Origin of the sequence: Streptomyces sp. NPDC002896, from assembly GCF_040295225.1 — a bacterium.
GTDB lineage: Bacteria > Actinomycetota > Actinomycetes > Streptomycetales > Streptomycetaceae > Streptomyces.
The window spans coordinates 1-24,260 of record NZ_JBEOVA010000045.1 but is presented as its reverse complement, the minus strand read 5'-3'; the positions used below and the strand labels follow the sequence as shown (position 1 = coordinate 24,260).

The 24,260-nt window shown below is 68.5% G+C and carries 23 protein-coding genes and 4 pseudogenes; 12 read left to right on the top strand and 15 right to left on the bottom strand.

Annotated elements, in window-relative coordinates; translation table 11 throughout:
• Window positions 1–287: 287 nt before the first annotated feature.
• The 9 genes and pseudogenes from ABT009_RS42220 to ABT009_RS42175 form a co-directional block, all read right to left on the bottom strand.
• On the bottom strand, window positions 288–1,010 hold the full coding sequence (locus ABT009_RS42220) for a pyridoxamine 5'-phosphate oxidase family protein (protein ID WP_351307076.1): 723 nt from the start codon (window positions 1,008–1,010) through the stop codon (window positions 288–290).
• A 359-nt stretch (window positions 1,011–1,369) separates the two neighbouring features.
• Window positions 1,370–1,612, bottom strand: a pseudogene (locus ABT009_RS42215) (globin domain-containing protein); the annotation flags it as partial.
• 177 nt (window positions 1,613–1,789) lie between these two features.
• Complete coding sequence (locus ABT009_RS47610) at window positions 1,790–2,530, bottom strand: DUF6233 domain-containing protein (RefSeq protein ID WP_502990070.1); 741 nt, start codon at window positions 2,528–2,530, stop codon at window positions 1,790–1,792.
• A gap of 245 nt (window positions 2,531–2,775) precedes the next feature.
• Entirely contained in the window at window positions 2,776–3,147 is a 372-nt protein-coding gene (locus ABT009_RS42200) for an iron chaperone (RefSeq protein WP_351307075.1), read from the bottom strand.
• A 437-nt stretch (window positions 3,148–3,584) separates the two neighbouring features.
• Complete coding sequence (gene rph, locus ABT009_RS42195; protein ID WP_351307073.1) at window positions 3,585–6,182, bottom strand: rifamycin-inactivating phosphotransferase; 2,598 nt, start codon at window positions 6,180–6,182, stop codon at window positions 3,585–3,587.
• A gap of 628 nt (window positions 6,183–6,810) precedes the next feature.
• Window positions 6,811–7,305, bottom strand: coding sequence for a hypothetical protein (locus ABT009_RS42190; protein ID WP_351307071.1), 495 nt, complete (start codon window positions 7,303–7,305; stop codon window positions 6,811–6,813).
• Window positions 7,212–7,868: a transposase family protein gene (locus tag ABT009_RS42185; RefSeq protein WP_351307069.1), complete on the bottom strand. Its 657-nt coding sequence runs from the start codon at window positions 7,866–7,868 to the stop codon at window positions 7,212–7,214. The genes ABT009_RS42190 and ABT009_RS42185 overlap by 94 nt, the downstream gene beginning before the upstream one ends.
• A 190-nt stretch (window positions 7,869–8,058) precedes the next feature.
• Window positions 8,059–8,925 (bottom strand): AraC family transcriptional regulator, encoded by an 867-nt coding sequence (locus ABT009_RS42180; RefSeq protein WP_351307067.1) that lies wholly within the window; start codon window positions 8,923–8,925, stop codon window positions 8,059–8,061.
• A gap of 291 nt (window positions 8,926–9,216) precedes the next feature.
• A complete protein-coding gene (locus ABT009_RS42175; protein WP_351307065.1) occupies window positions 9,217–9,804 on the bottom strand; it encodes a helix-turn-helix domain-containing protein in 588 nt (195 codons plus the stop codon).
• A gap of 143 nt (window positions 9,805–9,947) precedes the next feature.
• Between ABT009_RS42175 and ABT009_RS42170 the strand changes: the two genes are divergently transcribed.
• From ABT009_RS42170 to ABT009_RS42140, 7 genes and pseudogenes are all read left to right on the top strand, one after another.
• Window positions 9,948–11,201 (top strand): benzoate/H(+) symporter BenE family transporter, encoded by a 1,254-nt coding sequence (locus tag ABT009_RS42170; RefSeq protein ID WP_351307064.1) that lies wholly within the window; start codon window positions 9,948–9,950, stop codon window positions 11,199–11,201.
• A 126-nt stretch (window positions 11,202–11,327) separates the two neighbouring features.
• Window positions 11,328–12,182: a hypothetical protein gene (locus ABT009_RS42165; protein WP_351307062.1), complete on the top strand. Its 855-nt coding sequence runs from the start codon at window positions 11,328–11,330 to the stop codon at window positions 12,180–12,182.
• Between the two features lie 40 nt (window positions 12,183–12,222).
• A complete protein-coding gene (locus ABT009_RS42160) occupies window positions 12,223–12,711 on the top strand; it encodes a flavin reductase family protein (RefSeq protein WP_351307061.1) in 489 nt (162 codons plus the stop codon).
• A gap of 64 nt (window positions 12,712–12,775) precedes the next feature.
• Entirely contained in the window at window positions 12,776–13,429 is a 654-nt protein-coding gene (locus ABT009_RS42155) for an MBL fold metallo-hydrolase (RefSeq protein ID WP_351307059.1), read from the top strand.
• Between the two features lie 52 nt (window positions 13,430–13,481).
• On the top strand, window positions 13,482–13,721 hold the full coding sequence (locus tag ABT009_RS42150; protein WP_351307057.1) for a hypothetical protein: 240 nt from the start codon (window positions 13,482–13,484) through the stop codon (window positions 13,719–13,721).
• On the top strand, window positions 13,721–14,098 hold the full coding sequence (locus tag ABT009_RS42145) for a toxin Doc (RefSeq protein ID WP_351307056.1): 378 nt from the start codon (window positions 13,721–13,723) through the stop codon (window positions 14,096–14,098). The genes ABT009_RS42150 and ABT009_RS42145 overlap by 1 nt, the downstream gene beginning before the upstream one ends.
• 218 nt (window positions 14,099–14,316) lie before the next feature.
• Window positions 14,317–14,508: pseudogene (locus ABT009_RS42140) on the top strand (DUF2637 domain-containing protein); the annotation flags it as partial.
• 204 nt (window positions 14,509–14,712) lie between these two features.
• Here ABT009_RS42140 and ABT009_RS42135 read toward each other — a convergent pair.
• A pseudogene (locus ABT009_RS42135) lies at window positions 14,713–14,871 on the bottom strand (hypothetical protein); the annotation flags it as partial.
• On the opposite strand from ABT009_RS42135, the gene ABT009_RS42130 reads away from it, so the two are divergent.
• The 3 genes from ABT009_RS42130 to ABT009_RS42120 all read left to right on the top strand — a co-directional run bounded on the left by ABT009_RS42130 (window position 14,853) and on the right by ABT009_RS42120 (window position 18,200).
• On the top strand, window positions 14,853–15,281 hold the full coding sequence (locus tag ABT009_RS42130; RefSeq protein ID WP_351307054.1) for an AAA family ATPase: 429 nt from the start codon (window positions 14,853–14,855) through the stop codon (window positions 15,279–15,281). The pseudogene ABT009_RS42135 and the gene ABT009_RS42130 overlap by 19 nt on opposite strands.
• Before the next feature lie 175 nt (window positions 15,282–15,456).
• Complete coding sequence (locus ABT009_RS42125) at window positions 15,457–17,415, top strand: hypothetical protein (protein WP_351307052.1); 1,959 nt, start codon at window positions 15,457–15,459, stop codon at window positions 17,413–17,415.
• 362 nt (window positions 17,416–17,777) lie between these two features.
• A complete protein-coding gene (locus tag ABT009_RS42120) occupies window positions 17,778–18,200 on the top strand; it encodes a hypothetical protein (protein ID WP_351307050.1) in 423 nt (140 codons plus the stop codon).
• A gap of 137 nt (window positions 18,201–18,337) precedes the next feature.
• Here ABT009_RS42120 and ABT009_RS42115 read toward each other — a convergent pair whose 3' ends face one another.
• Together ABT009_RS42115 and ABT009_RS42110 are read right to left on the bottom strand one after the other, a co-directional pair.
• Window positions 18,338–18,751: a hypothetical protein gene (locus ABT009_RS42115; protein ID WP_351307122.1), complete on the bottom strand. Its 414-nt coding sequence runs from the start codon at window positions 18,749–18,751 to the stop codon at window positions 18,338–18,340.
• A 48-nt stretch (window positions 18,752–18,799) separates the two neighbouring features.
• Window positions 18,800–19,093: pseudogene (locus ABT009_RS42110) on the bottom strand (hypothetical protein); the annotation flags it as partial.
• Between the two features lie 83 nt (window positions 19,094–19,176).
• Between ABT009_RS42110 and ABT009_RS42105 the strand changes: the two are divergent.
• Window positions 19,177–19,533: a hypothetical protein gene (locus tag ABT009_RS42105; RefSeq protein ID WP_351307049.1), complete on the top strand. Its 357-nt coding sequence runs from the start codon at window positions 19,177–19,179 to the stop codon at window positions 19,531–19,533.
• A 12-nt stretch (window positions 19,534–19,545) separates the two neighbouring features.
• On the opposite strand, the gene ABT009_RS42100 is transcribed toward ABT009_RS42105, so the two are convergent.
• The 3 genes from ABT009_RS42100 to ABT009_RS42090 all read right to left on the bottom strand — a co-directional run bounded on the left by ABT009_RS42100 (window position 19,546) and on the right by ABT009_RS42090 (window position 22,776).
• Window positions 19,546–19,710: an immunity protein TriTu family protein gene (locus ABT009_RS42100; protein ID WP_351307047.1), complete on the bottom strand. Its 165-nt coding sequence runs from the start codon at window positions 19,708–19,710 to the stop codon at window positions 19,546–19,548.
• A 1,191-nt stretch (window positions 19,711–20,901) separates the two neighbouring features.
• Window positions 20,902–21,747: an aldo/keto reductase gene (locus ABT009_RS42095; protein WP_351307120.1), complete on the bottom strand. Its 846-nt coding sequence runs from the start codon at window positions 21,745–21,747 to the stop codon at window positions 20,902–20,904.
• Window positions 21,748–21,888: 141 nt separating this feature from the next.
• Window positions 21,889–22,776, bottom strand: coding sequence for a helix-turn-helix domain-containing protein (locus tag ABT009_RS42090; protein ID WP_351307046.1), 888 nt, complete (start codon window positions 22,774–22,776; stop codon window positions 21,889–21,891).
• A 341-nt stretch (window positions 22,777–23,117) separates the two neighbouring features.
• On the opposite strand from ABT009_RS42090, the gene ABT009_RS42085 reads away from it, so the two are divergent.
• Window positions 23,118–24,095: an aldo/keto reductase gene (locus ABT009_RS42085; RefSeq protein ID WP_351307044.1), complete on the top strand. Its 978-nt coding sequence runs from the start codon at window positions 23,118–23,120 to the stop codon at window positions 24,093–24,095.
• Window positions 24,096–24,260: the final 165 nt, after the last annotated feature.

Sequence of the window (24,260 nt, the reverse complement as noted above, 5' to 3'; positions counted from 1 at the left end):
CACGATGGTGCGCAGGTCGTGCTGGGGGTGGGGCGGCCGATGTTCATGCCGAACCCGCGACACGCGGCCCGCCAGGGCGACAGGACCGGCTCGGTCAACTCCCACCAGGCACCGGATAGATCACCCAGGACGGACGGCGTTTGCTCATGCCCTGTACGTAGCGACCAGGCCGAGTGCGCCCAGGCGCGCGGCTCTGTCTTCGGGAGCAAAGCACGTGCGAGGGCGCGAGCGGGCCGCTTGTCTTCCCTACTCAGAGGGGGTTTTCATGGCGCATTGACGGCTCTGGTCTAGCAGAACCAGCCGCGGAACGGCTCCTCCTCCGCACCGGCGCCCTGCTGCCGCGCCGCCGTGGCGAGCACCCTCTCCGCCTCGCGCTGCCAGGCCTCTGTCCCGTGGTGCGCCCAGGACTGGAGATCGCCGTCCTCGCGCCGCGGGCGCTGGTATGGAGCGCGGTCGGCCGCCTCGGCCGCCGCGCCAAAGAAGTCACCGCCCTTGCGCTTGTGGTCGTCCGTGCCCCACGCGCGGCCCCCGCGTGCCGGGACCTTCTGAAGATGCGGGATGTGCTTGGCGCAGTGGATGTACGCCTCCTCCACCGTGACCTCCACCCACACCTGAGCCCGGCGACCGGGCACGGAGTCGACCGGCAGGTCCGGACGAGCGCGGCGCAACTCGTCGTCGGGGACGATACGGGCCCGGCCGTTGACGTGGAGGCCGATCCGGTCCTGAAGGAAGTCGATCATGAGAATGCCGACGTGTGGATTCTCCTGGATGTTGCCGAGGCTGGCGAGGACGCCATTGCCGCGGTACTCGGGGTAGGCCAGCGTCCTGTCGTCGAAGACCTGGATGAAGCCGGGAGGGCCAGCCCGGAAGGTGTTGTCGCACTCCCCGTGGCGGTCGGAGGTGGCCAGGAAGAACATCTCCTGCCGTGCCGCGAACTCCCGCATCCGCGGGTTGAGCCGGTCGAGCACCTGCTCGTCGTAGAACTTGTCGGCGCGGTCGGTGGTGCCCATGCGCTCTTGGAGCCGGTGCTCGCCGTCATTGCCCGGGAGGTCAGGGTGGGAGCGTCGGGCGTGGCGGCCGCGTGGTACGAAGGCCCGCTGGTGCTGGATCGGAGCACCGTCGCCGCCGTGGGCCAGGTCGGCACCTTCGGCCCTGGACGCGGCCGCCCCAGTGCCGTCGGGCCCGGCCTGAAGCGGCCGCGTGTCCACTCCCGGGCGCGCTGCGGCGGACCCCTCGGGACCTGGCTCCGGCCCACCGGCCTGTCCCGGGGCAGTGCCCGGGACAGTCTTCCGATCCGGGTCCTCGTTCCTGTCCCAGCCCCCGTGCCCGTCCAGGTTCACATGCCCGTCCACGTTCTTCCGTGTCTCCTTCAGGCCCTCGTACCGTGGCCGGGAGTAGCCGCGACCAGTTCTTCGATGGAGTCGTGCCGACTCCGGTGGGAGGGGATGCCAATCCCCGCGAGGGTGTCGACGCCGCTGCGGATCATGCCCGGCGGTCCGGACAGAAAGCCGTCGCAGGCGTGCCACGGGCCGAACTGCCGTACGGCGTCGGGCAGCTCACCGCTCAGTCCATGCGCCGAGCCGTCCGAGACCACCGGACGCACCGACCGCCAGGAGCGGGGTCCTGCTGCAATGCTTCCCCCGCCGCAGCTGCCGCCGTCGGCCGGCGTAGCAGTCGAAGCCTCCATGGTCTGCCTCGCGCCGAACGCCTGTCGGTCTGTCTGCGCACATCCGAAACGGAGCGTGCCCCTCGTTCATCGTCTGGATCCGTCGGTACGCTGCTCACTCAGTCAACATGCCAATACGCAGCGGACATAGTCCCCTTGATGTGACATGCACCCCAGTTCACCCTGCGAGCAGCATGTCCCTCCGTGCCACCTCCGCGGACAGACAGCCGGAAATCCAAGGCGCGGGGCGAGTTTCCGCTTCGCCGACAAATCCTCACGGCTCCACGACGCACAACCGCCTGGCCGAGCCGACATCAGACCATACCCGGCCAGGACGGATACACAAGGGGCCGCTTCCGGCACATCCGCAGACCCACGAATCATGAGGTACTGCGCACATGCGAGAAAATTTCTCTTTCCGTCCAGACCACCACAGGTCCGCGCCGTTGGGGCCGGGGGGCGGCGACGCGCTCGGTGCGGACCGCGGTGCCGTCCAGGTTCAGGTGCGTCAGCCCGGCCTCCTCCGCGCGCTGAAGCGCGGTGGCCAGGTCCGGCGCGCCGGCGACCCCGGGTATTCCGTCCGTGGGCCCTCGCCACTTCGAGGCAAGAGCGGCACATCATGACAGCCGCCCGAGCCCGGTGGAGTGCCGAGACTTCTGACACACGCCAGCCAGCCTCTTGATGCGCATGCCAAGAGTGTGTGACGCAAAGATGACGCCCTGAACGCCCGCCCCTGACCGACGTCCCGACGCCCTCGGTGAGCGCCCGCACAGCGGCCTCTCGCGGCACGCCACGGAACCGCTTCCCCGCCATGTGGCAGCCGCCGACGTGCACAGCTACGGGATGCTGCGACCCGAGGGACATCTGCACCACCCAGTCCGAAGGCGTGCGCCCGCTGCCATCCTGGGGCCAACCTGTTGTCCTGTGACAGTGAACCTTGAGCTCGTGCCATCGGAGTTTGAGTGACGGTAGCCGCCGGTCACAGCGGCGCCTGTGCGCCGAAGACGTCCAGCGATGCCCGGACTATCGCTCTGTGGGAGGACTTGGTGACGTGCCTGCTGCCGCTTGCCGTGGTGACAGCCCGTGCCAGGAGGGGCGTACCACGGTCGTCACGTCCACAGCACGCCGTCGTTCTCGTGCTCGCGCATGCGGAACGCAATCATCTGGCGCAGCAGGTCGCCCGGCACGGGCTGGCCGTACGGGAGCTTGACCGAGCCCTTGCCAGTGGCGAAGTCGGCGAGGTCGGCGTCGAACGCCTCGCGGGTGCTGGGGGTGAACACGACGTTCGCGTGTTTCGCGTGGCCGCTGACCATGAACAGGATCGTCCCGGACGGGTGCACCCACGCGGGATGGCCCCACTTGATCGCCTCGCTCGCCTCGGGGACCGCCTCGCGGGCCATTGCCCGTACCTGCCCAAGCATCTCGCGGCCCTGCCCGGCGAAGCCCTCGATGTACTCATCGATCGTCTGCGGTCTGCCCATTGCGCCAGTATGGCCTGCCCCACCCCGGCCGCCACAGGCGGACCGAGGAGCTCAGACTTCGCTGACTCGCGAACGTGCCCGCCAGCATTCGATGGCACGAGCTCAAGGTTCACTGTCACAGGACACCTGTCCGTGCCTATTTGATCCAGCCCAGCGGCCCCACTGCGCCGGTTCCCTCGCCCTCGCGGGGCATGCACCTAGCCTCGGGCTTTCACGAGGGGCGCTGTCCGATAGGTGATCGAGAAAGTAGAAAGTGCCTCTGAGCTGCAACGATAGGACGTGCTGAGGGTCCTGTACGTGGTAGCGGAAGAGGCACTTTCCCAGGTGAAGAACAGTTACGGGTCGTGTGCGCGTTGCGGGCGGCGGTCGTGGGGTGGTCATCAACTGCTTGGCGTTGTTTAGTCGGAACTACGGATGGGGCTTCTCGGTGTGGTCGGTCAAGGCAGGAGCTCGACGTACCCGTCGGTTCCGTGCACGCGGATCCGCTGCCCGTCCCGGATCAGCCGGGTGGCCTGCTCCACGCCCACGACGGCTGGCAAACCGTACTCCCGGGCGATCACTGCGCCATGGGTCATCAGGCCGCCCACCTCCGTCACCAGGCCCGCGATTCCGACGAACAGTGGCGACCAGCTGGGGTCCGTGAAGGTCGTGACCAGGATGTCGCCCGCTTCGAGATCGGCCTCCGCCATGTCAAGGATGACGCGGGCCCTTCCCTCGATGGTCCCGGCGGAAACCGGTAGGCCGATCAGGGCGCCAGCCGGCACGTCGTCGCGCCGGTACGCCCCGGTGACGGCCTCGCCATCCGATGTGAGCACCCGGGGCGGTGTGAGCGCGTGGTACGACCGGAAGGCGTCCTTGCGCTGCTGGATGAGCTGGTCATCCACCTGGTTCGAGCGCACGACGTCGTGGAGTTCCTGGAACGTGAGGTAGAAGATGTCCTCCTTCTCAGGAAACACGTTGGCCTGCACGAGGCGCTCGGCCTCCTCCAGCAGGGCCTGCTTGTAGACGAAGTAGCGGCTGACGATGCCGTACTTCGGGTACTCCCGGTACCCGATGAAGGTTCTGACCCGGTCGATCATCCGCTTGGCCTCGTCGGCTTTTTGGTCCCCATCCGGCAGGGCTCGCAAGCGCGACAGCACGTCGTGTTCCTTCTTCTGCGCCTTCTGCCGCCCTTGCTCGAAGCGCCGCTCGGCGGCGCCCGGCTCGAAGTTCCTGACGTTGTCGAGGATCACGGGCACGAGCGTGGTGGGGCGCTCGCGCCAACGTGGCCTCGTGATGTCGATCTCGCCGACGCAGCGCATGCCGTACCGGTCGAGGTAGGCCTCTATGGCGTCGCGCGCTTCGGCCCCGCCCGCGACCTTCGCCAGCTCGTCCAGGAAGCCCTCGTCCTCGACGCCCTGCAGGAACGCCACCACCTCCGGCTGCGGGCGGATCACGTCCGCGACGTCGAGCAGCGCCAGTCCCATCTCCGACGTGACGTTGTCGGGGGCGGACAGCGTCAGCGTGTCAGCCGCGTTCTTCTCGCCCAGCCACTCCTGCAGCTTGTCGTTGAGCCACCACGTGGCCTCCATCCCCGCCATGATCGCCTGAAGGTTCAGCGGATCACTGAGGACTCGCTTGTGCTCCTCGAAGGCCTCCAGCAGGAAGTCGAACAGCGCCGGTCCGGTCTTCGTCCGGATGTCGCGCTCCAGGGCGGCGATGGACACCTGGCTGCGCTCGATCAGCCCGGTGACGATGGCCGGATCGGTCTCGATCGGGACGGACGCACCGCTGGCCGGCGGCCCGCCGGGACCCGCGTCCGGGAGCGACGGGACGAAACCGTCGCGGTCGAGGACGGTCTCCAGCGCGTCCCTGACCAGCGGATCGCCTCTTCCCATGACGTCCAGGAGGCCGGCGCGGCTCGCGGGCGAGGTCAGGCGCCGGGTGACGTCGACGAACAGCCTCCCGCCGGCCTCGTGCATCGGCACCATGGCCGTCAGCTGCCACATGGAGAGCCCCAGGGGCTTCATGGGGTCGGTCATCATCTGCTGATGACCGACGGAGACGTAGACGTGATTCTCCTGGTCGCCGGTCTCCGGGACGGGGAACAGCGTCGTGATCGGCCGGCTCTGAACGATCTGGAAGCCCTCATCGACCAGGCACCATTCGATGTCCTGCGGGCTGCCGAAGTACGCTTCGATCCGCCGCCCGAGCTGCACGAGCCGCACGACCTGCGCATCCGTCAGCGCCGGCTGCTCCTGCCGCTGCGAGTCGATCGCCATTTCCTGCGTACCGCCGGCCGGCAGGGCGTGAACGGCGCGCTGTTTGGCGGCGATCTCCTTGGCGACGACTTCGCCGTCGCGCACCTTGAAGACGTCCGGGTTCACCAGGCCGGAGACCAGGGCCTCGCCGAGGCCGAAGCCGGCGTCCACGGTGGCGACGTTCCGGTTGCCCGTGACGGGGTCGGCCGTGAACAGGATGCCGGCCGCATGCGGGAAGACCATCTGCTGCACGACCACGGCCATGTGGACCGTACGGTGGTCGATGCCGTTCCGCTGGCGGTAGGTCACGGCCCGCTCGGTGAACAGCGAGGCCCAGCACCGGCTGACGTGCTGGAGGATCGCCGTCGGCCCCACGATGTTCAGGTACGTGTCCTGCTGGCCGGCGAAGGAGGCCGTCGGCAGGTCCTCTGCCGTCGCGCTGGATCGGACGGCGTAGGCGGCTTGCTCGCCGTGCTGGGCGAGCGCGCGGGTGATCGCCGCCGCGAGATCGCCCGGGATGGCGATCCCTTCGATGGTCCGGCGGATCTGCGTGCTGAGCGTGCGGATCGCCTCCCGGTCGTCCGGGTTCAAGCGCGACAGTTGATCGAGCCGATCGTCGATCGACGGCGCTTCCGCCATGATCCGCCGGAAGGCGTCCGTCGTCACGCAAAAGCCGCCCGGCACGCGGATGCCTTCGATCCGCGACAGCCCGCCCAGGTGCGCGCCCTTGCCACCAACGACCGCGACCTGCATCTCGTCAACCTCTTGAAGATCCAGCACGTACTGCTCAATCATTGCGATACCTTCGAGGCAGCCGTGCTCCGGTGCACTGCGGTGGCCAATCGAATAACCGGCGCCTGCAGCTCTGTCGAACCTCTTGTCGGGCACGTCCTCATCCCTGGTTGCCTTCCCTCTGACGAGTCGGCCGGCCGCGCCGCCCAGTCGGGCGGCGCGCACCCCCGCACCTCCGCGCCGAGCACCCGCAACTGCACTGCCGGTCCCACCACTGGTTCGACGTCACCGCGTCCCCCATACGTCGACAACAGCACACGCACGTCGTGCCCTCATTTCCGCAGGTTGTGGCATCGGCCGACGATTCTGCGCTGTGACCCGGGTCTTGCGGCAAGCCCCCCAGCGCGCTATATGTTGAAAGTGGCAAGGAGAGAGCTCTCCTTGCCTTTGCCTTTTGCTGTTCCAATGGAACTGACAAGCTTCTCGCGAAGCGGTGGCGCGCCGCGTACGGGTACGCGTCGTTGGCCCAGGCGGATGTCCCATCGGCCTACGGATGCAGCCGCGGAACCAGAAGTTCTTTCCCTTGTCGGCAAGGCCCGAACGTCGAGCGCGCCGCCATCTCCCGGAGGTCGTCGCGCCACGCGAGTGCTGGGCCAAGCTCGCCAAACGGACGCTTGACGGTCGCCGTAGCTCAAATCGGCCGGCACCCAAGCGAACGGTCCCACGCCACCCCGCCCAGATCGTGGCCCGGCTGTCCCGCCACACCGACCAGATCCTCCTCCTGCGCGCCGCTAACGGGCTGCCCCACGATTGATATCGGGGTGTGCCGGCCTGGGTTCGGCTGGGCGGGTGGCCAGCGGGCCATCGTGCGGGCGGGCACGAGTTCGGTGCTCTGCTGGTGTCGGGTGATGCGCCGGGCAGCGCGGTCGGAGACCAGGCTGGCGACGGCCAGATGGATCTCGCCGTAGTCCTCGCGGCGTCCGGTGTACCGCTGGAGGGGCCGCCACTGCCGATGCTCGGCGTTGGCGTGCTCGACGCAGATCCGGCGGGAAGATTGCCGGCGTCGCAGCTCGCGCCACCCGTACCGCTCGGTCAGCGGCGTGTTGTCGATGTCTTTCGGCTTCCGTTGCGGGGCGCTGATCTGGTCGGGGAACTCGTTGGCCAGACCGCGGTAGCCCTCGTCCACTTCCGGATGGAGACGGACCTGCTCGGCGATGCCTCGGTGCGGATCGCGGTCTGGTCATGCATGCGGCCGGGCCGCACGGCGCCGGAGTACAGGGTGCGCCCCTGCTGGTCGCTGATCGTGGTGGTCTTGATCGTGTTCTGCCTGCGCTTGCCGGAGACGAACGCCCGCCGTCCTGGACAGTGCGCTTGCGGACGTCGCACCCGGGTCTCGGTGCCGTCGATCCGCAGCGTGACGTTCTCCGCCTCGGCGTAGGCGAACACGTCGGCCAGGGTGCGCAGTCGCAATCCGGGGCGATCGGGCACGGCGAAACCACGCTCGGCCAGCAGCGGGCGAATCTCGCTGATCGCCCGGCCGATGGTGGATGATCCCACCTCGTAGAGCACGGCCAGGGCCTCGTGGGTCAGACCGGTGCGCAGGTGGACCAAAGTGGCCAGCACCCGGTCGGTGAAGGCCAGTTCATACTTCGGCCCGGCTCCCCGGTGCCGTCGACGGGCGCCCCGGCGCCGCTGGTGTCGTCCGGACTCACAGCGTGCCTGCCAGCGTGGCGCGAGTTCTTCGATCAACTCGCCGAGATGGTGCCACGACAGACCGCAGACATGGCCGTGCGGATGTGCTTCTTGATCACACTCGAAGAACCCGCACGGCCCGCCTCCTGTCACGGCCGAACCCCAATCAATCGCGGGGGCGTAAGCCGAACAAGCGGCTGTACGAATACGGCGGGCTGCTCCGCAAGCCCGTAGCCAACGTAGGGATTCAGCCGCTGACCCGCTCCACCGGAATCCACACCTCCGCGTCCGCGTGTGTGCCGTCCTCGGACACCCGCGTGCGCGAGAGTGATGGACCCGGCCGGCTCCGGTACGGGTTCGACGGGAACCACTGCGTGTACACGTCTCGCCAGAGGTACTGCACCGCCAGCGGGAACTGGCCCGAGGACTCGAACACCGCCCACGTCCCCGGCTCGACGTCAAGGCTGTCCGAAGCGCCGGGCACCTCCGCGTCGCTCACCACCCCGTGGAAGTAGTCGATTTCGGTGCCCTCCGCGTCGTCCGCGGAGTGGTTGCTGACAGCGGCCACGACACCGCCGGGCTCCCCGTCTGCGTACTCCTCCCAGCGCCCCAGCGTCTCCTTGCCGATGCTCTTGACGAACTCCACGATGGCCGGGTTCATCCCCTCGTAGACCAGCGGGACTTGTGTCCCCCTGCCCATGAGCCTGAACCCGTCCTTCTCCACTACCCGGTACCGCATGCTGCTGCTCCCTTCTACGATGAGCCGGAAGGACATCCGCGGCTGGGAGTGCAGCGCCGCACCCGTCCGCCGCGCCTCGCCGGGGCCGACCCCGTGCACGGCGCGAAAGGCGCGCGCGAACGCCTCGCTCGAGCTGTACCCGTACCGCACCGCGACATCGAGCAGAGTCCGCTCCCCGACGAGCACTTCGGCCCCGGCGAGCGTCAGCCGCCGGCGGCGGATGTACTCGGAGAGCGGAATGCCCGCCAGCGCGGAGAACATCCGCCGGAAGTGGTACTCCGACGTCACGGTGATACGGGCCAGCTCAGCCGCGTCGATGGGCTCATCGAGGTGCTCCTCGATGTAGTCCATGGCCTGATTCAGCCGCTCCAGCACTCCTGGCCGTCCTTTCCTAACTGGTCTCCACGCTAGGGAAGTCCCACTGTGCCGGACCCGACATCCTGTGCCCGGTGCGGTCGGGTCAGCTCGCCGCCCGCGTGTCTCGCGTGCCCTCATCACGCAGTGCCAGATGGCGGAGGTCACGCATGCCTGACGGCTCCGGCTTCGTCGGCGCCAAGGGGGCCGGTGCCACGGCCGCCCCCACGCTGCGGGCCGAGGGTCATACCGGCCGGGACACGCTGATCAGGGCTCACGATGAGGCGCCGTTCCGGCATTCCTGCCCCGCGATCAATCGCGGGGCAGGCCGTAAGCCCCTTCCAAGGAAGCACCCTTGGAAGACGCGCCCTTGGGGTACCGGACGAAGAGGACGCCCTGGACCTCGCCGTCCGGTGCGCTGTAGAAGTGCGGGGCGTCGGCCGGCCAGTGGGCGTGGCCGCCGGGCCCGGCCGTCTGCGGTGCGTCCGGCAGGCCGACGACCGCCGTTCCGGAGAGCACCATCAGGCTCTCCGTGGTGTGCGGGACATGCGCGGCCGACTCCTGGGTCGCGCCCTCGGCGATGGTGACGCGGAAGACGTCGGTGGCCGCACCCTCGTCCTCGTACCGCTCCAGGAGGACCGCGGTGACGGCGCTGCCGGAGACTCCGCCCGCGCCGGCCGCGACGCCGGGCGGCGGGTCGTCGAGGACGGCGCTGAGCGGGCGGCCGAGCGCGGTGGTCAGGGCGTAGAGCGTTTCCAGGGTGGGGTTGCGCCGGCCCGTCTCGAGTTCCGAGAGCGTGCCCTTGCCGACGCCTGAGCGGCGCGCGAGCTCCGACAGGGACAGGCCGGCGTCCTGCCGCAGCCGCTTCAGCCTGCGGCCCACCTCGTCGTTCAGACCCATTCGCCTGGTTCCGTCCGTTTCTGCGCCACCGGTGCTTTGACGTGCCGCCACCTGCGTCCTTAGTGTTCCACAAACAGAACGTTCCGTTTATGGAACCCTCGGAACCCGCTCTCCCGCACCCCCTTTTCGGAAGTGATGCCCGCATGTCCCCGCTCGCCCGCATACGCGCCACCGCACCGCCCTCGGCCGTGGCGGCGGGGCTCATCGCGGTCACCGTCGGCGTGACCAGTACCGCTGCCCTCGTGTTCACCGCGGCGCGGGCCGCGGGGGCGGACGCGCGGGAGGTCTCTTCATGGATGCTGGCACTCGGCGTCGGGATCGCCGTGACCTGCGCGGGTCTGTCGCTGCGGTACAAGGCCCCGATCGTCACCTCCTGGTCGACGCCGGGAGCCGCGCTCCTCGCCACGAGCCTGAGCGGGGTGTCCATGGCCAAGGCCGTGGGCGCGTTCGTGTTCAGCGCCGCGCTGATCATGGTGAGCGGTCTGACGGGGTGGTTCGCGCGGATCATGGACCGGATCCCGGTGCCGCTGGCATCGGCGCTGCTCGGCGGTGTGCTGCTCGAGTTCGGGACGGGGCTCTTCTCCCAGATGGGCGGCAGTTTCGCCATCGCGTTCCCGGTGTTCGTGCTGTATCTCCTCGGGCGTCGACTGCTGCCGCGCTACGCGGTCCTCATCGCGCTCGGCGGCGGAGTCGTCGCCTCCGTCCTGACCGGGGGCTGGCATCTGGAACGGGTCCGACTGTCGCTCGCGCAGCCGGTGTTCACGGCTCCCGAGTTCGACTGGAAGGTGCTGATCAGCGTCGGCGTGCCGCTGTTCGTCGTCACCATGGCCTCGCAGAATCTGCCGGGGGTCGCCGTGCTGCGCGGGTCCGGCTACGAGGTGCCCGTCTCGCCCGTCCTGACGTGGACGGGTGCCGTGCAGGCGGTGCTCGCGCCGTTCGGGGCGTTCGGCATCAACCTGGCGGCGATGACCGCCGCGATCTGCACCGGCGACGGGGCCCACCCCGACCGGCAGCGGCGCTACCTCGCGGCCGTGTGGGCGGGCGTCTTCTACCTGTGCGTCGGCCTGCTCGGCGCTACCGTCGCCTCGCTGCTCACCGCGATGCCTCACGCGCTCGTCCTGGCCGTCGCCGGGGTCGGCCTGATCGCCACGATCGAGGCGTCCCTGGCCAGTGCCCTGTCGGACCCCGCGTCCAGGGAGGCGGCCGTCGTCACCTTCCTCGCCACGGCCTCCGGTGTGACGCTGCTCGGCATCGGGTCCGCGTTCTGGGGGCTTCTCGCGGGCGTGCTCACCAGCGTCATCGCGTCGGTGGGACGGCGGCGCCGAGCCGCCGCATCAGCGCCCGCCCCGCAGCCGGTCACGGCAGCCTCGCGCACACCTGAGCGAACCTCCGCGTGAACACCGACCACGCCGAGACCGCCGCGCCCTCGTCGGCCACGGCCTCGGTGTGCAGCCGGTCCCTGTCGAAGCCTTGACCCAGCCGCGCTGCGCCGGCCGACGCTGTCGGCCTGGGCCAACCTGCTGGTGCGCTCCGAGCCCGTCCAGGTCGCCCGGCTGCTCCGGCTCGGTGAAGGCCTGCGCCAGGCCCACCAGGACCTTGCCCGCGAGGGGCTGACGCGCCTGAACCGGCAGCAGCACACCCTCGTGGGCGCCCTGTCACGCCAAGCCCGCACCCTGGCTGCCGAGGCCGGACACCCCCTCGGCGAGGCGGCGCAGCGCAAGGTCGAGGAGACCTTGCAGCGGTCCTCGCCGATCCGGCGGCGGAAACTGGGCCCACAGCTGTCGGCCGCCGACGAGAGCCTCGTCCTGTACACGCTGCCGTGCACCAACTACCCGGAGGTCTTCGCGCCGGACCAACTGGCCGATCCCTTCTCGGTGGTTCGCCCCAGCTACGCCCTCCACGAGGTGCCGCTGCCGGATCTGCGCCCCGAGGACGGGCCGAAGGTGACGGAACCGATCACGCTCGGCCAGTGGGTCCAGGCGGCCGGCGAGGTGCGGGTCACGCTGGTAAACGGGGGCCGGGCGGCCGACTTCCACTGCGAGTTCACCGGGCTGCTGCCGCACAGCCTCTACACCGTCATGTCCGTGCGGCGCCGCGACCTGGACCCCTCGGGGCCGGTGAGGCCGGGCCCGCTCGGTGTGCCCAATGTGCTGATCGCTGACCACAAGGGCAACGGCAGTTACCACGCACGCATGCCGAACCCGTTCCCCGACCCGGAGGTCGCGGCCGGTGACCGGATCATGAATGTCGTGCTGCTGTGGATGAGTTACCAGCAGAACTACGCAGGAGCCATCGGATGGTTCGGTCTGGGCGGCGACGTCCATGCCCAACTCAGGCTACGCGGCCCGAGTTTCGCCGAGTTCGTGACCCACGCCTGACAGGCCATCCAGGGAAAGGGAGTAGGAAGTGGAGACGAAGGTGTCGACTCAGGGATCCTTCCGTGACGTGCTGGGCCGCTTCACCACGGGGGTCGTCCTGGTCACGGCGCAGACCGAGGCCGGGCCTGCCGGAATGGCGGCCAACTCCTTCACTTCGGTGTCCCTCGTGCCCCCGCTGATCGCGCTGTGCGCGGCGCACACCTCGACGACGTGGCCGGCGATCCGCGCGGCCGGAGGCTTCGCGGTGACCATCCTGCGCGAAGACCACGAGGAGGTCTGCAGGACCTTCGCCACCCGGGGGGCGGACCGGTTCGCAGGCCGCGACTGGGTCCGCACCCCGGCCGGACACCCCCTGCTGTCGGACGGGCTCGGCTGGTTGGACTGCACCATCGAGCAGATCCACCTGGCCGGCGACCACGAACTGGTGATCGCCAGGGCCGTGGAGTGGTCCACAGCGGGCGGGCCGGACACGGCCTCGGCGGGCCCGCTGGTCTTCCACTCCGGACGCTACGTGCGGCTGCCATCCTGACGGGATGATCCTCAACTGCCTTACGATGGCGGGACTTGGGTCCCGCAGAAAGGCGCGAGCAACGATGAGCTACACCGGTGACGTCCAGGCCGGCGGTTCCGGGGACACCCGGGAGACGACCGATCTGGTGATCACGAAGATCTCGGTCGGTGAGATCGACAACAACGTCTACCTGCTCCGCTGCCGGACGACCGGCGAACAGCTCCTGATCGACGCGGCAGCCGAGCCGCAGACGCTGCTGGACCTCATCGGTGACGGCGGCCTGACCACGGTGTTCACCACGCACCAGCACTGGGACCACCACCGGGCCCTGGCCGACGTGGTCGCCGCGACCGGCGCCCGCTCCCTCGTCGGACGCGATGACGCACCCGGCATCCCGGTCGCGGACGTCCTGGTGGACGACGGCGACACCGTGCGGGTCGGCGCCGTGTCCCTCACGGCGATCCATCTGGTGGGCCACTCGCCGGGCTCCACCGCGCTGCTCTACTGCGACCCGAAGGGGCCTCCGCACCTGTTCACTGGCGACAGCCTCTTTCCCGGCGGCATCGGCAACACGGAGAAGGACCCGGCGCGATTCGCCTCTCTCCTCCACGACGTCGAGACGAAGATCTTCGCCGAGCTCCCGGACGAGACCTGGGTCTACCCGGGCCACGGCAAGGACACCACGCTCGGAGCGGAGCGGCCGTCTGTGCCGCAGTGGCGGGAACGGGGCTGGTGACTGGCGCGCGAGACGCTCGCGCGACGGGCACCTACTAGGTACCATTGGGTGCATGCCATCCCTGAATGTGTCTTTTACCGACGAGGAACTCGAGGGTGTACGGGCAGCGGCCGCCGCCGAGGGCAAGAGCCTCAAGCAGTACCTCCACGACCTCGGCGTCCGCGAGATGCAGCGCAAGCAGTTCATCGTCGGCGCCGCCGCATGGGCCGACCGACTGCGCGACGAGTTCGACCAGGCCTTCCCCGACGAGGTGCCGCCCGCCCAGCGTGGCAACGGAGCCGCTGCCGCCTGATGCATCTCTACATCGATGTCTCCTGGCTGCTCGATGTTCAGGAGACCGCGCTCGGTCACGACGACCTCACCGTCTCGGACTACTCCGCGCTGGTGGCCGCCGTCGCCCGTCACAAGACCCGGCTTCCTACCCTCGCTGCCGCTGACCCGGACGCGGCCTGGCGCGCAGCAGCCCTGATGCACACCATCGTGCGTCTGGAGCCTCTCCCGCACCGCAACAGCCTGTATGCCGCGTTCATCGCCGCCCAGTACATGGACCAGTGCGGCGAAGGCATCGATCCCCCCTACGGCGCCCTCTCCGACCTCGTCCGCAAGATCCGCGACACCCGTATCGGTGTGCAGGACGTCGCCGACCAGCTGCGCACCTGGAAGCTGTAGGGCCCTGCCTCCCCGGGCCGCCTTAGTCGGCATAAGCCAGAGCCTCACACGAGCGGGAGAGTGGCGCGGTAGCGGTTGCGGGGGCGAACAATGCAGCGCAAGTGGCCGTTTTCGCTGGAGTTTTAGGGCAGTTGCGCTCCGAAAAGCGGCAACGTGCGGTAGATCGTGGGAGGGTGATAGCTGCTCAGTTGTCGGCGGCTGTGATGGGGGAGTGAGCTGTGAGTACGGGGGGCGGCGCGGTACCCCGGCTGGCGCGGGGACATCGGGTCCTGATCGGGGTGGTCGTCACCGGTGCGGTCATCATCGCCGGGATCGGCTTCGCCGGCTCGTACGCGGCGGTCCGCGAGTTGGCCATCAAGAAGGGCTTCGGGAACTTCTCCTATGTCTTCCCGATCGGCATCGACGCCGGCGCCGAGCGCGTCCACGACGGAGGGCGGGGCGTAGTGGTGAGGCCGCCCGCTGCCGGCCGCCAGGGGGGCCCGAGTGTCCGCTTTCGCTGAAACGGTGCGCGGCGACGGCCTTGGCCGGCGACAAGACTCGGACCATCGACATGCGCCGAGTTCATCGAGGTCTGCGCGCCGTTGCAGGGTCAGCTTCTCTGCTCGTCTGCGGGTGTTGGCGATCCATATGCCGAGCTTGACCTCCAGGGGGCCGTCAGCGCCTGTCTGACGGCCCGCGACACCGGTGCCGGCCGTCAGGTGCTCGATGTGCTTCCTGGGCACGTCCAAGTGCCCCTCACGCTGGTGGAACTGTCGTGCAGCAGCCAGGTTCATCGCCCACGCTGCCTGCCCGAACTCGAACCCGACGAGGACATCCGCCGCCCCACCTTCCATACCCGCCCCACCACCCGCGCGGTGCGCGCCATGAACTGTTCACCGCCCTCGAGCTACCGGGCCAACCCCTATGCTACGCCAGCGAGTTCGACCACCTCCTGAAAGCAGCGCTTGCCAGCCATCCGCACACACTCATTCTCGACGAAGCACAATGGCTCTCCAGCGACCAGCTGGAGTATTTTCGCTATCTCTGGGACGGCCCCGACATTCAGCTCGCCATTATTTTCGGTGGCGGCGATGGATGCCATACCATCCTGCGTAATGAGCCGATGCTGTCCTCCCGAATTTTCATCTGGCAGCATTTCACCCGCCTTACCCCAGCAAAGAAATCCAAGAGGTTATCCCGCTGAACCACCCGCCTCGGCGTTCAAGCCGAGCTCGACCGCGCGGACGAGACGACGGGTCTCTGCACTGGCTGACCGGATCGCACCGGCCGCCGGGCTGAGCATCGGCGACGTCGCAGCCCTGGTCCCCGCCCTCGGCACCGGCCACTCCACCGAGCCGCAGCCCGCCGAGGCCGCTGCGGTGCCGGAGCCCGCCCGCGGCACACCCGCCCCCGACTTGCTCCGCCCCGCCGAGGCCACCGTCCCGGCCGCGGGCACAACCGAAGTCCCGGCAGACGAGGCGCCCGAGCAGGCCGCCGAGTCCGCCACGACCCCTGGCGAGACTGCCGTGCCGGCGCCCGCCGCATTCACGGCACAGCCGGAAGGTGCGGACAGGGAGCTGCTGTCCATCCCGGCGGGGGAGCGGGGCGACCGGTGGGTCGCAGCCGCAGGCGATCTCGTGTCCCGCCGCCCGACCTTCACCCAGCAGGTATGGGACACCGCGTTCCTGGACACGGAGACCGGAATGCTGGTCCACAAAGCCAACTCCGGCCGCATCGACTTGGGTTCGCGGAGTGCGGCCGACATCGTCACAGCGGTTGCGGCGGTCCTGCCGGAGTCCGTGGAGCGGCTCTACATCACCGCCGGTGACCCGTGGCACCGTGATGCCGACCGCTTCCCGCACCTGACCGACGCGGTGGCCGACTGGCTCAACCAGCCCGTGCCGTGCTGGACCGTGGCGTCCGGCAAGGGCCAGTCGAAGGGGAAGGACCGGCTGGCCGGGCACTTCGTGCACGAGCGGCTCCCGGTCGGCCGCTGGCAGCAGGGGCCCAGGCACCTGGAACTGTGCGCCATCGGCTCCTGGTTCGACGCGGAAGGCGCAGACCCGCTCACCGTCAGGGACACCTTCGTACTGCTGTGGAAGACGCTGCGCGACTACTGGCCCGACGTGGTCATCATGGGCTCACCCGCCCGCACCGGCCGCGACCTGTGGTCCCGGACGATCCCGACCAAGAAGGGCGCCAAGTGGGCTGACGGCTATCCCGTCATGTCAAGCGAGATCCGAGGTCTGCTGCACGCCACCGCCGGCCAGGGCCGCACCGACCTCATCACCCCGCCCCACGTGCCGGAGCAGCTGCCGCAGATCACCGAACTGGACCGCACCTTCGCCTACGCCAAACACACCTGGCAAGGCGCGGTCGGCATCCCCCAGCGGGTCACGGCCGCCACGTTCGCCAGCTGGAGCGAGCAGGAACAAATCCTCGCTCTCAAGCAGCCCTCGCACTGGCAGATCCGCGTCACCGTCCCCGAAGGCTGGAACCACGTCGGGCTCCTGCCCGCCCCGGTCACCGGGGAGGCGGGTTGGGCCTACCCGAACCAGCCGGGCCGCACCTTCACCACCTGGGCCGGGGGAGCAGAGGTCCACCTGGCGCTCGCCAACCACCTCACGCCATGGAAGATCGAGATCCTGGACGGCCTGGCATGGGAGTCCGGCTCCCCGCTACGCGAGTGTGCCGACAAGCTCAAAGAGGCCTGGAACCAGCTGACCGCCTTGGCCCACTTCCACGGCGACGAGCGCGAGCGCATGGTCGCTCACCTCGCCTCCCGGGCGGTGCGCTCCATCCTTCTGTACGGAATCGGCAGCTTCGCCCAACGCCCCCGCCTCACCACCGGCACCGTGCCCATCGCCGAAGCACACCGCATCCCCACAGGCGCGGAAATCATCGGCAACGACGGCGAGATGCTCACCTGGGAGCGCCGCACCTTCTCTCCCGACCCCTACGCGCACCCGGAGTGGGCGGCCGGCGTCTGGTCCAGCGCCCGGGCCGGACTACTGTCCATGAGGATGGGCAAAGACGAGGGCTCGGTCGGCGCCCTCCACCTCCCCCACGACAGCATCGTCGCCTTCCGCACCGACGCCATCTACACCACCGCGTCCGTCGACTGGCCCTACCGCGGCAAGCCCGGCGACTACCTGAAGAAGGGCTACCTGCCCTTCCCCATCACCGCGCCCACCACCCTGACCGAGCTCATGCACCTCAAGTCCCTCGGCCGCGCCTTCGCCACCGACCACGCCGCCGGACTTGAGACCGCCCTCCGCGCCGCCGACGGAGACACGGACATGGCCCAGCAGTGGCTGGGTGACAGGCAGGAGGCATAGTGCGCCCCGCAAGCGCACCCCCGGCCGCCGCGCACGCGGCGGCCGGCCGCAGATGAACGAGGCCGCCCGCCTCACCCAGGAACTCGTCAACGCCGGATACACCAAGAAGCAGATCGCCGACATCATCGGCCGCAACAGCAGCCTGGTCAGCCAGTTCTTCACCAAGAACAAGGGCGCCGCCTTCGTCGACGCCCTGCGCAACGTCGTCCAGGAAGTCCAGTCTGGCGGCGTCACCGACGTCGAAGGCCTCAAGCAGCTCGCCGCACAAAGCATCACCCCCCGCACCCGCAAGGCCCGCCCGGGCGAGGGCACCCCGCCCGGCCCGCAAGCGCACCAAAGACGTCATCGAGACCCCCGGCCACTTGGCCCGCGCCGGGAAACAGCACATCGCCTCCGGCGCATCCCGCCTGCGTCCCGTCATCGAACGCACCGCAGCCGTCGGCGGGAACATCGCCTTCACCGTCCGGGCGAAGAAGACCGCGTTCACGATGGACGCCGGCGACCGGAGGGACTCACCCGGCCTGCGCCGCAACGTCGTACGCCGCCGGGACAGCACTGAAGAACGCGCCTACGGCAAGAGCCTGGGCGCCGGCCAAGGCCCAGGCGGATTCGACGCGCGCGAGTGGAAGGACCGCGTCGACGCCGCCGACGGGGACGTGGCCGCCGCCGTCCGGAAGTGGCTGGTCGATACGGGCCGCCTGCGGCCGGATGCGGCCCTGACGCATCTGGAGATCCGCGGCTGGAAGGTCCCTGAAGACCCCGACCCGCGACGCCGCCACCGGTGACCCGGTCCGCGTACGGGCCTGCCTCCCGACACGGCGCCTCATAAGCTTGATGTACGATCTCGCCGCTCGTGTCATAAAGTACAGCCCTGACCAGCGGGTTTATGAGCTGTATCAGCCCATGTCCGCGTGCCCGTGTCTCAGTTCCGTGGCATTTCTTCAGGACCGACATCAGCAGCCATCCGCTCTGCCCACTCACGCTGGGGCACAGCTCGCTCAATACGACTGACCATGTCCTTCTTGGACGCCGCGTCCAAGGTCTCCGGGATCTTGTCGAAGGTGCCGGGAAGGACGTCGAGCAGACCCCAAATCTGTTCGCCAGTCCTGACGGTCAGCAGCAGCTGACACCTCCACTGTGGCGACACTCCGGGACGGTGCCTGAGCCGGTGCATGAGTGTAGGGAACAGGTAGTGCGTCGCCTCTGCGGCAAGGTGCTCTTGGAGCCAGTCGACCGGGAGCCGCTGGCTGAAGCCATATGTGGCGGCCTCCTGTTCCAGGTGGAGAAGCTGGTCGGTGTCGACGGCTCGGACGGTGTGGGGAAGAGCTGGGGCCATGCCGTGATGATGCCAAGAAGCCGCCGCGGGGCCGAGAGGCCAGCGGAGCCGGGCCGCGATCTGCCGACGGGCAGGCCCCCAGACTGCCTCGAACTCGTCGGAGGTCAGTTGCTCGGGCTCATGGCCTTCCCACTCTGAGACGGGCAGTTCTGCTGTGATCCCGAACCTGTTGTCGTACTCGGCGAGGCGGCCTGCAGCGTGGGCCTGCTGCCATTCGTCGAGGGAGGCCGCCGCGATCGGGGTCAGCTCAGGTCCTTCGAGCTCGATCTGCCGGGTCACCCAACCTTCGGCGTCGACCTCGAAGTAGAACCAGACGTCTTCCACGTCCCAGTAGCAGCGCATCCATGTCGTCACCAGCCCATGATGACGGAGCCCTCGGATCGTCCACCGCGGCGCTGTCAGAGCCATGCTGGAGGATTACGCCCATGCTGATCGCGACGAATGAGGCTGGGCGCGTGGTGAAGAAGCCGTCGAAGCCGGTGATAGGCACGATGCTGGCCAACCTCCATCGCAGTAACGCGCATCTGGTTCTGGAGCGCGTGGAGGATGGCGTGGAGGGCAGCTGGTATGTCCAGGTACTGCTGCGCGACGACAACACGTACCAACTCGAATATCGGGACGGCGTTGCCGCCGAGCACTACCAAACGCGGACGATCTCCCAGGAGAAAGTCCTGACGGCGATGCTCGGCTGGGCTGCTGGCAGGGGGGAGCGGCGGGACGCTTTCATGTGGAACAACATCGGCTCGCAGTTCGAAACCGGAGAGGCTCCGCAACTCGGCTGATCAGGTCACCCATCAGGTAGTTGCTTCGCCCTTCGTCTGGATCCACTCGCGGATGGTCTCGACGGCGTCGAGAAGCTCCTCGAAGGTGCGGAGATCACGATGCTGCCGACGAACCCGATCTGTTGCCACGTCCTCGCACTCAAGTTCCGCTTCACCGCTGCTCCAGACGATGAGCATGGCGACTTGGTCATCCGTTTCCAAGCGTCACCCAGGTGCTGGTCTTGGTTCGGCCGTCCTCAGGCGATCGCTGGACGCCACCCGTGATTCCGCACGATCGCAAGCGTTCCTCGTGCTCGTCGAACCAGGTCTGGAGCCTCTGAGGCAGCTCATCCGAGGTCCGCCGAGCTTCTCGACTGTCTCTCATGGCTGGGGGATGAATCCCGCGGATCGGTCGAGCCGGAACGGAGAGCCGGCCAGCATTGGATCCCAGCCTTGGCTCCGCGCTTCCCGAATGCTCGCAGCAACGTGAGCTGGCCGAATGGGCTCAGTCTCAGCACCCAACCAGTTTCTGGGATGGGCCTGGCCGCTGGTGACGATCAAGGTCCTGCCCGGCTGGTCGACGTTGGCGGTCTCGACCGCGTAGGTCATTGGTGTCCAGCAGAGTCCCTGCATGTAGGAGGGCTTCCTGCGGATTCGCCAGCGGTACTCAATCCCGTCAACGGTTATGCGCCGGGCCCCCTTCTTGTTCAGCGCCATCGTCCCCCTCTCCTGCCTCGGACTGTAGTGCCCTGCCACTGGCCTGTCCCTGGATATTCCTGGCTGCGGCGGCGACCTTCTTCCCGAAGGCGGTCAGCTTCATGGCTCTGCCTCGTTCGGCGCGCTCAAGCAGAGGCTGTCCCAGGTCCTTTTCGAGAAGCACACTGTTCCCGGACAGTCCGCGCTGCACCCCCAATCACCCAAACGGGTGAACGCCCTGACCTGCCAGTCTCAGAATCGCGTCCTATAGGAATTCACTTGGACATCCGAGACCTGCTCGGGGCTGTTCTGGAGGTACTGCCATGCCCCGACCCGTCTGGAGCGGCGCGATCTCATTTGGGCTAGTCACTTCTCTGAACTAGATCTGGCCATCGACGTTCGATATCGACGCGTCGTCCTTGAAGGCGGCGTGGAGGGCAGTGCTGGACGGACTACACCGAGGCGAGTTGGCGCATAGGTGAGCAGGCGGTGCCCCGCAGGACTCCTGGGCTCCGGGCATGGGCCACCCCGGCCGGAACACCCGTCAGCATGAGGGAGTCCGGCCGGGGTGGGCAGGATTGTGTTCTGGGCCGTCAGGTGGAAGGACCCCCTGCGCCAGCAGCTGACCGGCTGGCTCTCCCACATGGCTGTGTCGCTCGCATGCCGGTGTCCGCGAGAAGGAAAGGGTGTTTCTCAGCCGAGGCGGTACCCGCCGATGGCGCTGACTGTCTGCGGGTCGCGGTGGTCGAAGACGATGCTGGCTCCGGTGTCCAGCGCGGCGATGCGGTCCATCTCGTCGCCGGTCAGCTCGAAGTCGAAGACCGCGATGTTCTCGGCCATGCGCTCGGGTCGCGAGGACTTGGGGATCACCACGACACCGCGCTGGGTCAGCCAGCGCAGTACTACCTGGGCGACGGACTTGCCGTGCGCCTCACCGATGGCGGTCAGCGTCGGGTCGCTGAAGATGTTGTTGCGGCCTTCGGCCAGCGGACCCCACGACTCGATCTGCACGCCGCGCTCGGCCATGAGGGCCTGGTCGTCGGCGCGCTGGAAGTACGGGTGTGTCTCGATCTGGTTGACCGCCGGGACGATCTCGTTGTGGTCGATCAGGTCGACCAGGCGGTCGGCGTAGAAGTTCGACACGCCGATCGCCTTGATCAGACCCTGACGGTGCAGGTCCTGCATGGCGCGCCAGGAGCTGTAGTAGTCACCGAAGGGCTGGTGGATCAGGTACAGGTCCAGGTAGTCCAGTCCGAGCAGGCGCAAGGACGTGTCGAAGGCTGCCTTGGCGCCCTCTTCGCCCTGTTCGTTGACCCACATCTTGGTGGTGATGAACAGCTCGTCACGGGCAATGCCGCTGGCCTTGACGGCCTTGCCTACGGCCTCCTCGTTGCCGTAGGCGGCGGCCGTGTCGAGGTGGCGGTAGCCGGCGGCGAGGGCGTCGGTGACGACCCGCTCGGTCTCCTCGGCAGGGACCTGGAAGACGCCGAAGCCGAGGATCGGCATCTGGACACCGTTGTTCAGCGTGACATGGGGAATCTTGGACATGGTGAACCTTTCAGGGTGGTGCTGAAGGGCGCGAGGGTGCGCACCGGCACGTGGGGGAACGGCGGTTCGTTGCCCGTGCTCAGCCGGTGGCAGGCGGCGGGCTGGATGGTTTTGGGGAATGTGGGCCAGGTGCTACTGGCCGCGGTCGCTCGGCTCTTCCTGAGCGCGCTCGACGGAATCCGGCGCGGCAGCCCAGCTGGCGAGCAGATCGAGAGCCTGGCGGCTGGGTGAGCCGGGTTCCGCGGTGCAGACGATCAGAACGAGACCCGCGTCGGCAGGCAGATCCAGGGCTTCGTAGGAGAGCTCAAGATCACCGACGATTGGGTGGTGCAACCGCTTGACTCCCGTGCGGTGCATACGGACGTCCTGTGAGGCCCACCGGGTGCGGAACTCCTCGCTGCGGGTGCACAGCTCCCCGATCAGATCGGTGAGTGCTTTGTCGTAGGGGTTCTTGCCGGCCATGAGGCGCAGCCCGGCGACGCCGTCGCGGCCGGTGGCCTCCCAGTCGAGGTAGTAACCGGCCGCGCGGGGGTTCAGGAAGCGGAACCGTGCGGCGTTGACCGGGCGGGCGGGGTCCTCGTACAGCGGAGACAGGAGGGCTCTGCCCAGCGTATTGGTGGCCATGACGTCCCCGAGGCCGTTGGTGACATAGGCCGGGGACAGCTGGCTGTCCAAGATCGCCTGGATGGCCGGACGTACCCGCTGCACCGCCGGGCGCCGGCGTACCGCCGTGCCGCTGTTGGCCGCACGCGCCAGGTCGAACAGGTGTGCCCGCTCGGCCTCGTCCAGCAGCAGCGCCCGGGCCACAGCGTCCAGGACGCTCTCGGAGGCGCCGCGCACGTTGCCGCGCTCCAGCTGGGTGTAGTACTCCACCGACACCCCTGCCAGGTCAGCCACCTCGCTGCGTCGCAGACCGGGCACACGGCGGGTGCCGCCGTGATCGACGAGGCCCACCTGCTCGGGGGTGACCTTCCCGCGGCGTGAGATCAGAAAGTCCCGTACCTCGCTGCGGTTGTTCATGTCTTTCACGCTACGAGCTCTGCTTCGGACGTGGGAGATGCTGCCAGCACCCCCCTCAGCGCCATCCCGCACGGCGGCGTCCGCTGCGCCACCGCACGATCATGCCGGGATAGTCGTCGCGCGCACCTGACCGCGGATCCGGCCGAGCTGGCCTGGGGGTGATCCGCGCCCGTCGTGCGGCCAGGAAGCGTCGCACCCAGGCGGCCCATACCGCGACGGCAGGCATGTCGCCTGCTCGGTAGGGGGTGCTGGCAGCATCTCCCACCGCCACCGTCGGCTACCTAGCCTCGATGACGAGGCAGCCGGTGTCGGCCGGCTGCACCGACGATGAGGAACACGTCATGCAGTACACCCGTCTGGGCACCTCCGGACTGAAGATCAGCCGCATCGCACTCGGATGCATGAGCTTCGGCGACACCTCGCAGATGCCGTGGGCTCTGGACGACGACGGCGCCGAACCGATCTTCCGCCAGGCCGTCGAGTCCGGGATCACCTTCTGGGACACCGCCAACATCTACGCCTACGGCACCTCCGAGGAGATCGTGGGCCGCGCGATCAAGAAGTACACGAAGCGCGACGACGTCGTCCTGGCCACCAAGCTGTTCAACCCCATGCACGACGGACCGGGTGGGTCGGGCCTGTCGCGCAAGGCCGTGATGGAGCAGATCGACGCCTCCCTGACCCGGCTGGGCACCGACTACGTCGACCTCTACCAGATCCACCGCTTCGACCCGCAGACCCCGGTCGAGGAGACCATGGAAGCTCTGCACGACCTCGTCAAGGCCGGCAAGGTCCGCTACCTCGGCGCCTCCTCGATGTGGGCCTGGCAGTTCGCCACCATGCAGCACGCGGCCCAGAGCCACGGCTGGACGCCCTTCGTGTCCATGCAGGACCAGTACAGCCTGCTGGCACGGGAGGAGGAGCGCGAGATGTTCGGCCTGCTCGCCCACTCCGGCGTCGGCTCCATCCCCTGGAGCCCCCTGGCCGGCGGCCGCGTCGCCCGCCCCTGGGGCCAGGACAGCACCGCACGGGCCAAGGCCACCCCCGACACCGACTACGCCGGCCGCCCCCTGTTCGTCGACACCGACGAAGCCATCGTCGACGCCGTCCAGAAGATCGCCGACGCGCACGGTGTCCCGATGGCCCAGGTCGCGCTGGCCTGGGTACTGAAAAACCCCGTCGTGTCCGCGCCCATCGTCGGCGCCACCAAGACCCACCACCTCACCGACGCCGTCGCCGCGCTCGACCTCACGCTCACCGAGGACGAGATCGCCGCACTGGAAGACCCCTACACCCCACGCCTGCCCACCTTCTTCTGATCGGCCAACCAAGGGTCTGCCCCACTTCAGTCGACTCTTCTCGGTAGAGCGATCAGATCGCGTGATCTTCAGAAGCCGTTGCTCTATCGATCGAGGTGAGTATTGGTTCGAGTGTGGCGACTCGGTGGGGTGATCTTCGCTCGGGACGTGCATGAGGGTAGGGCC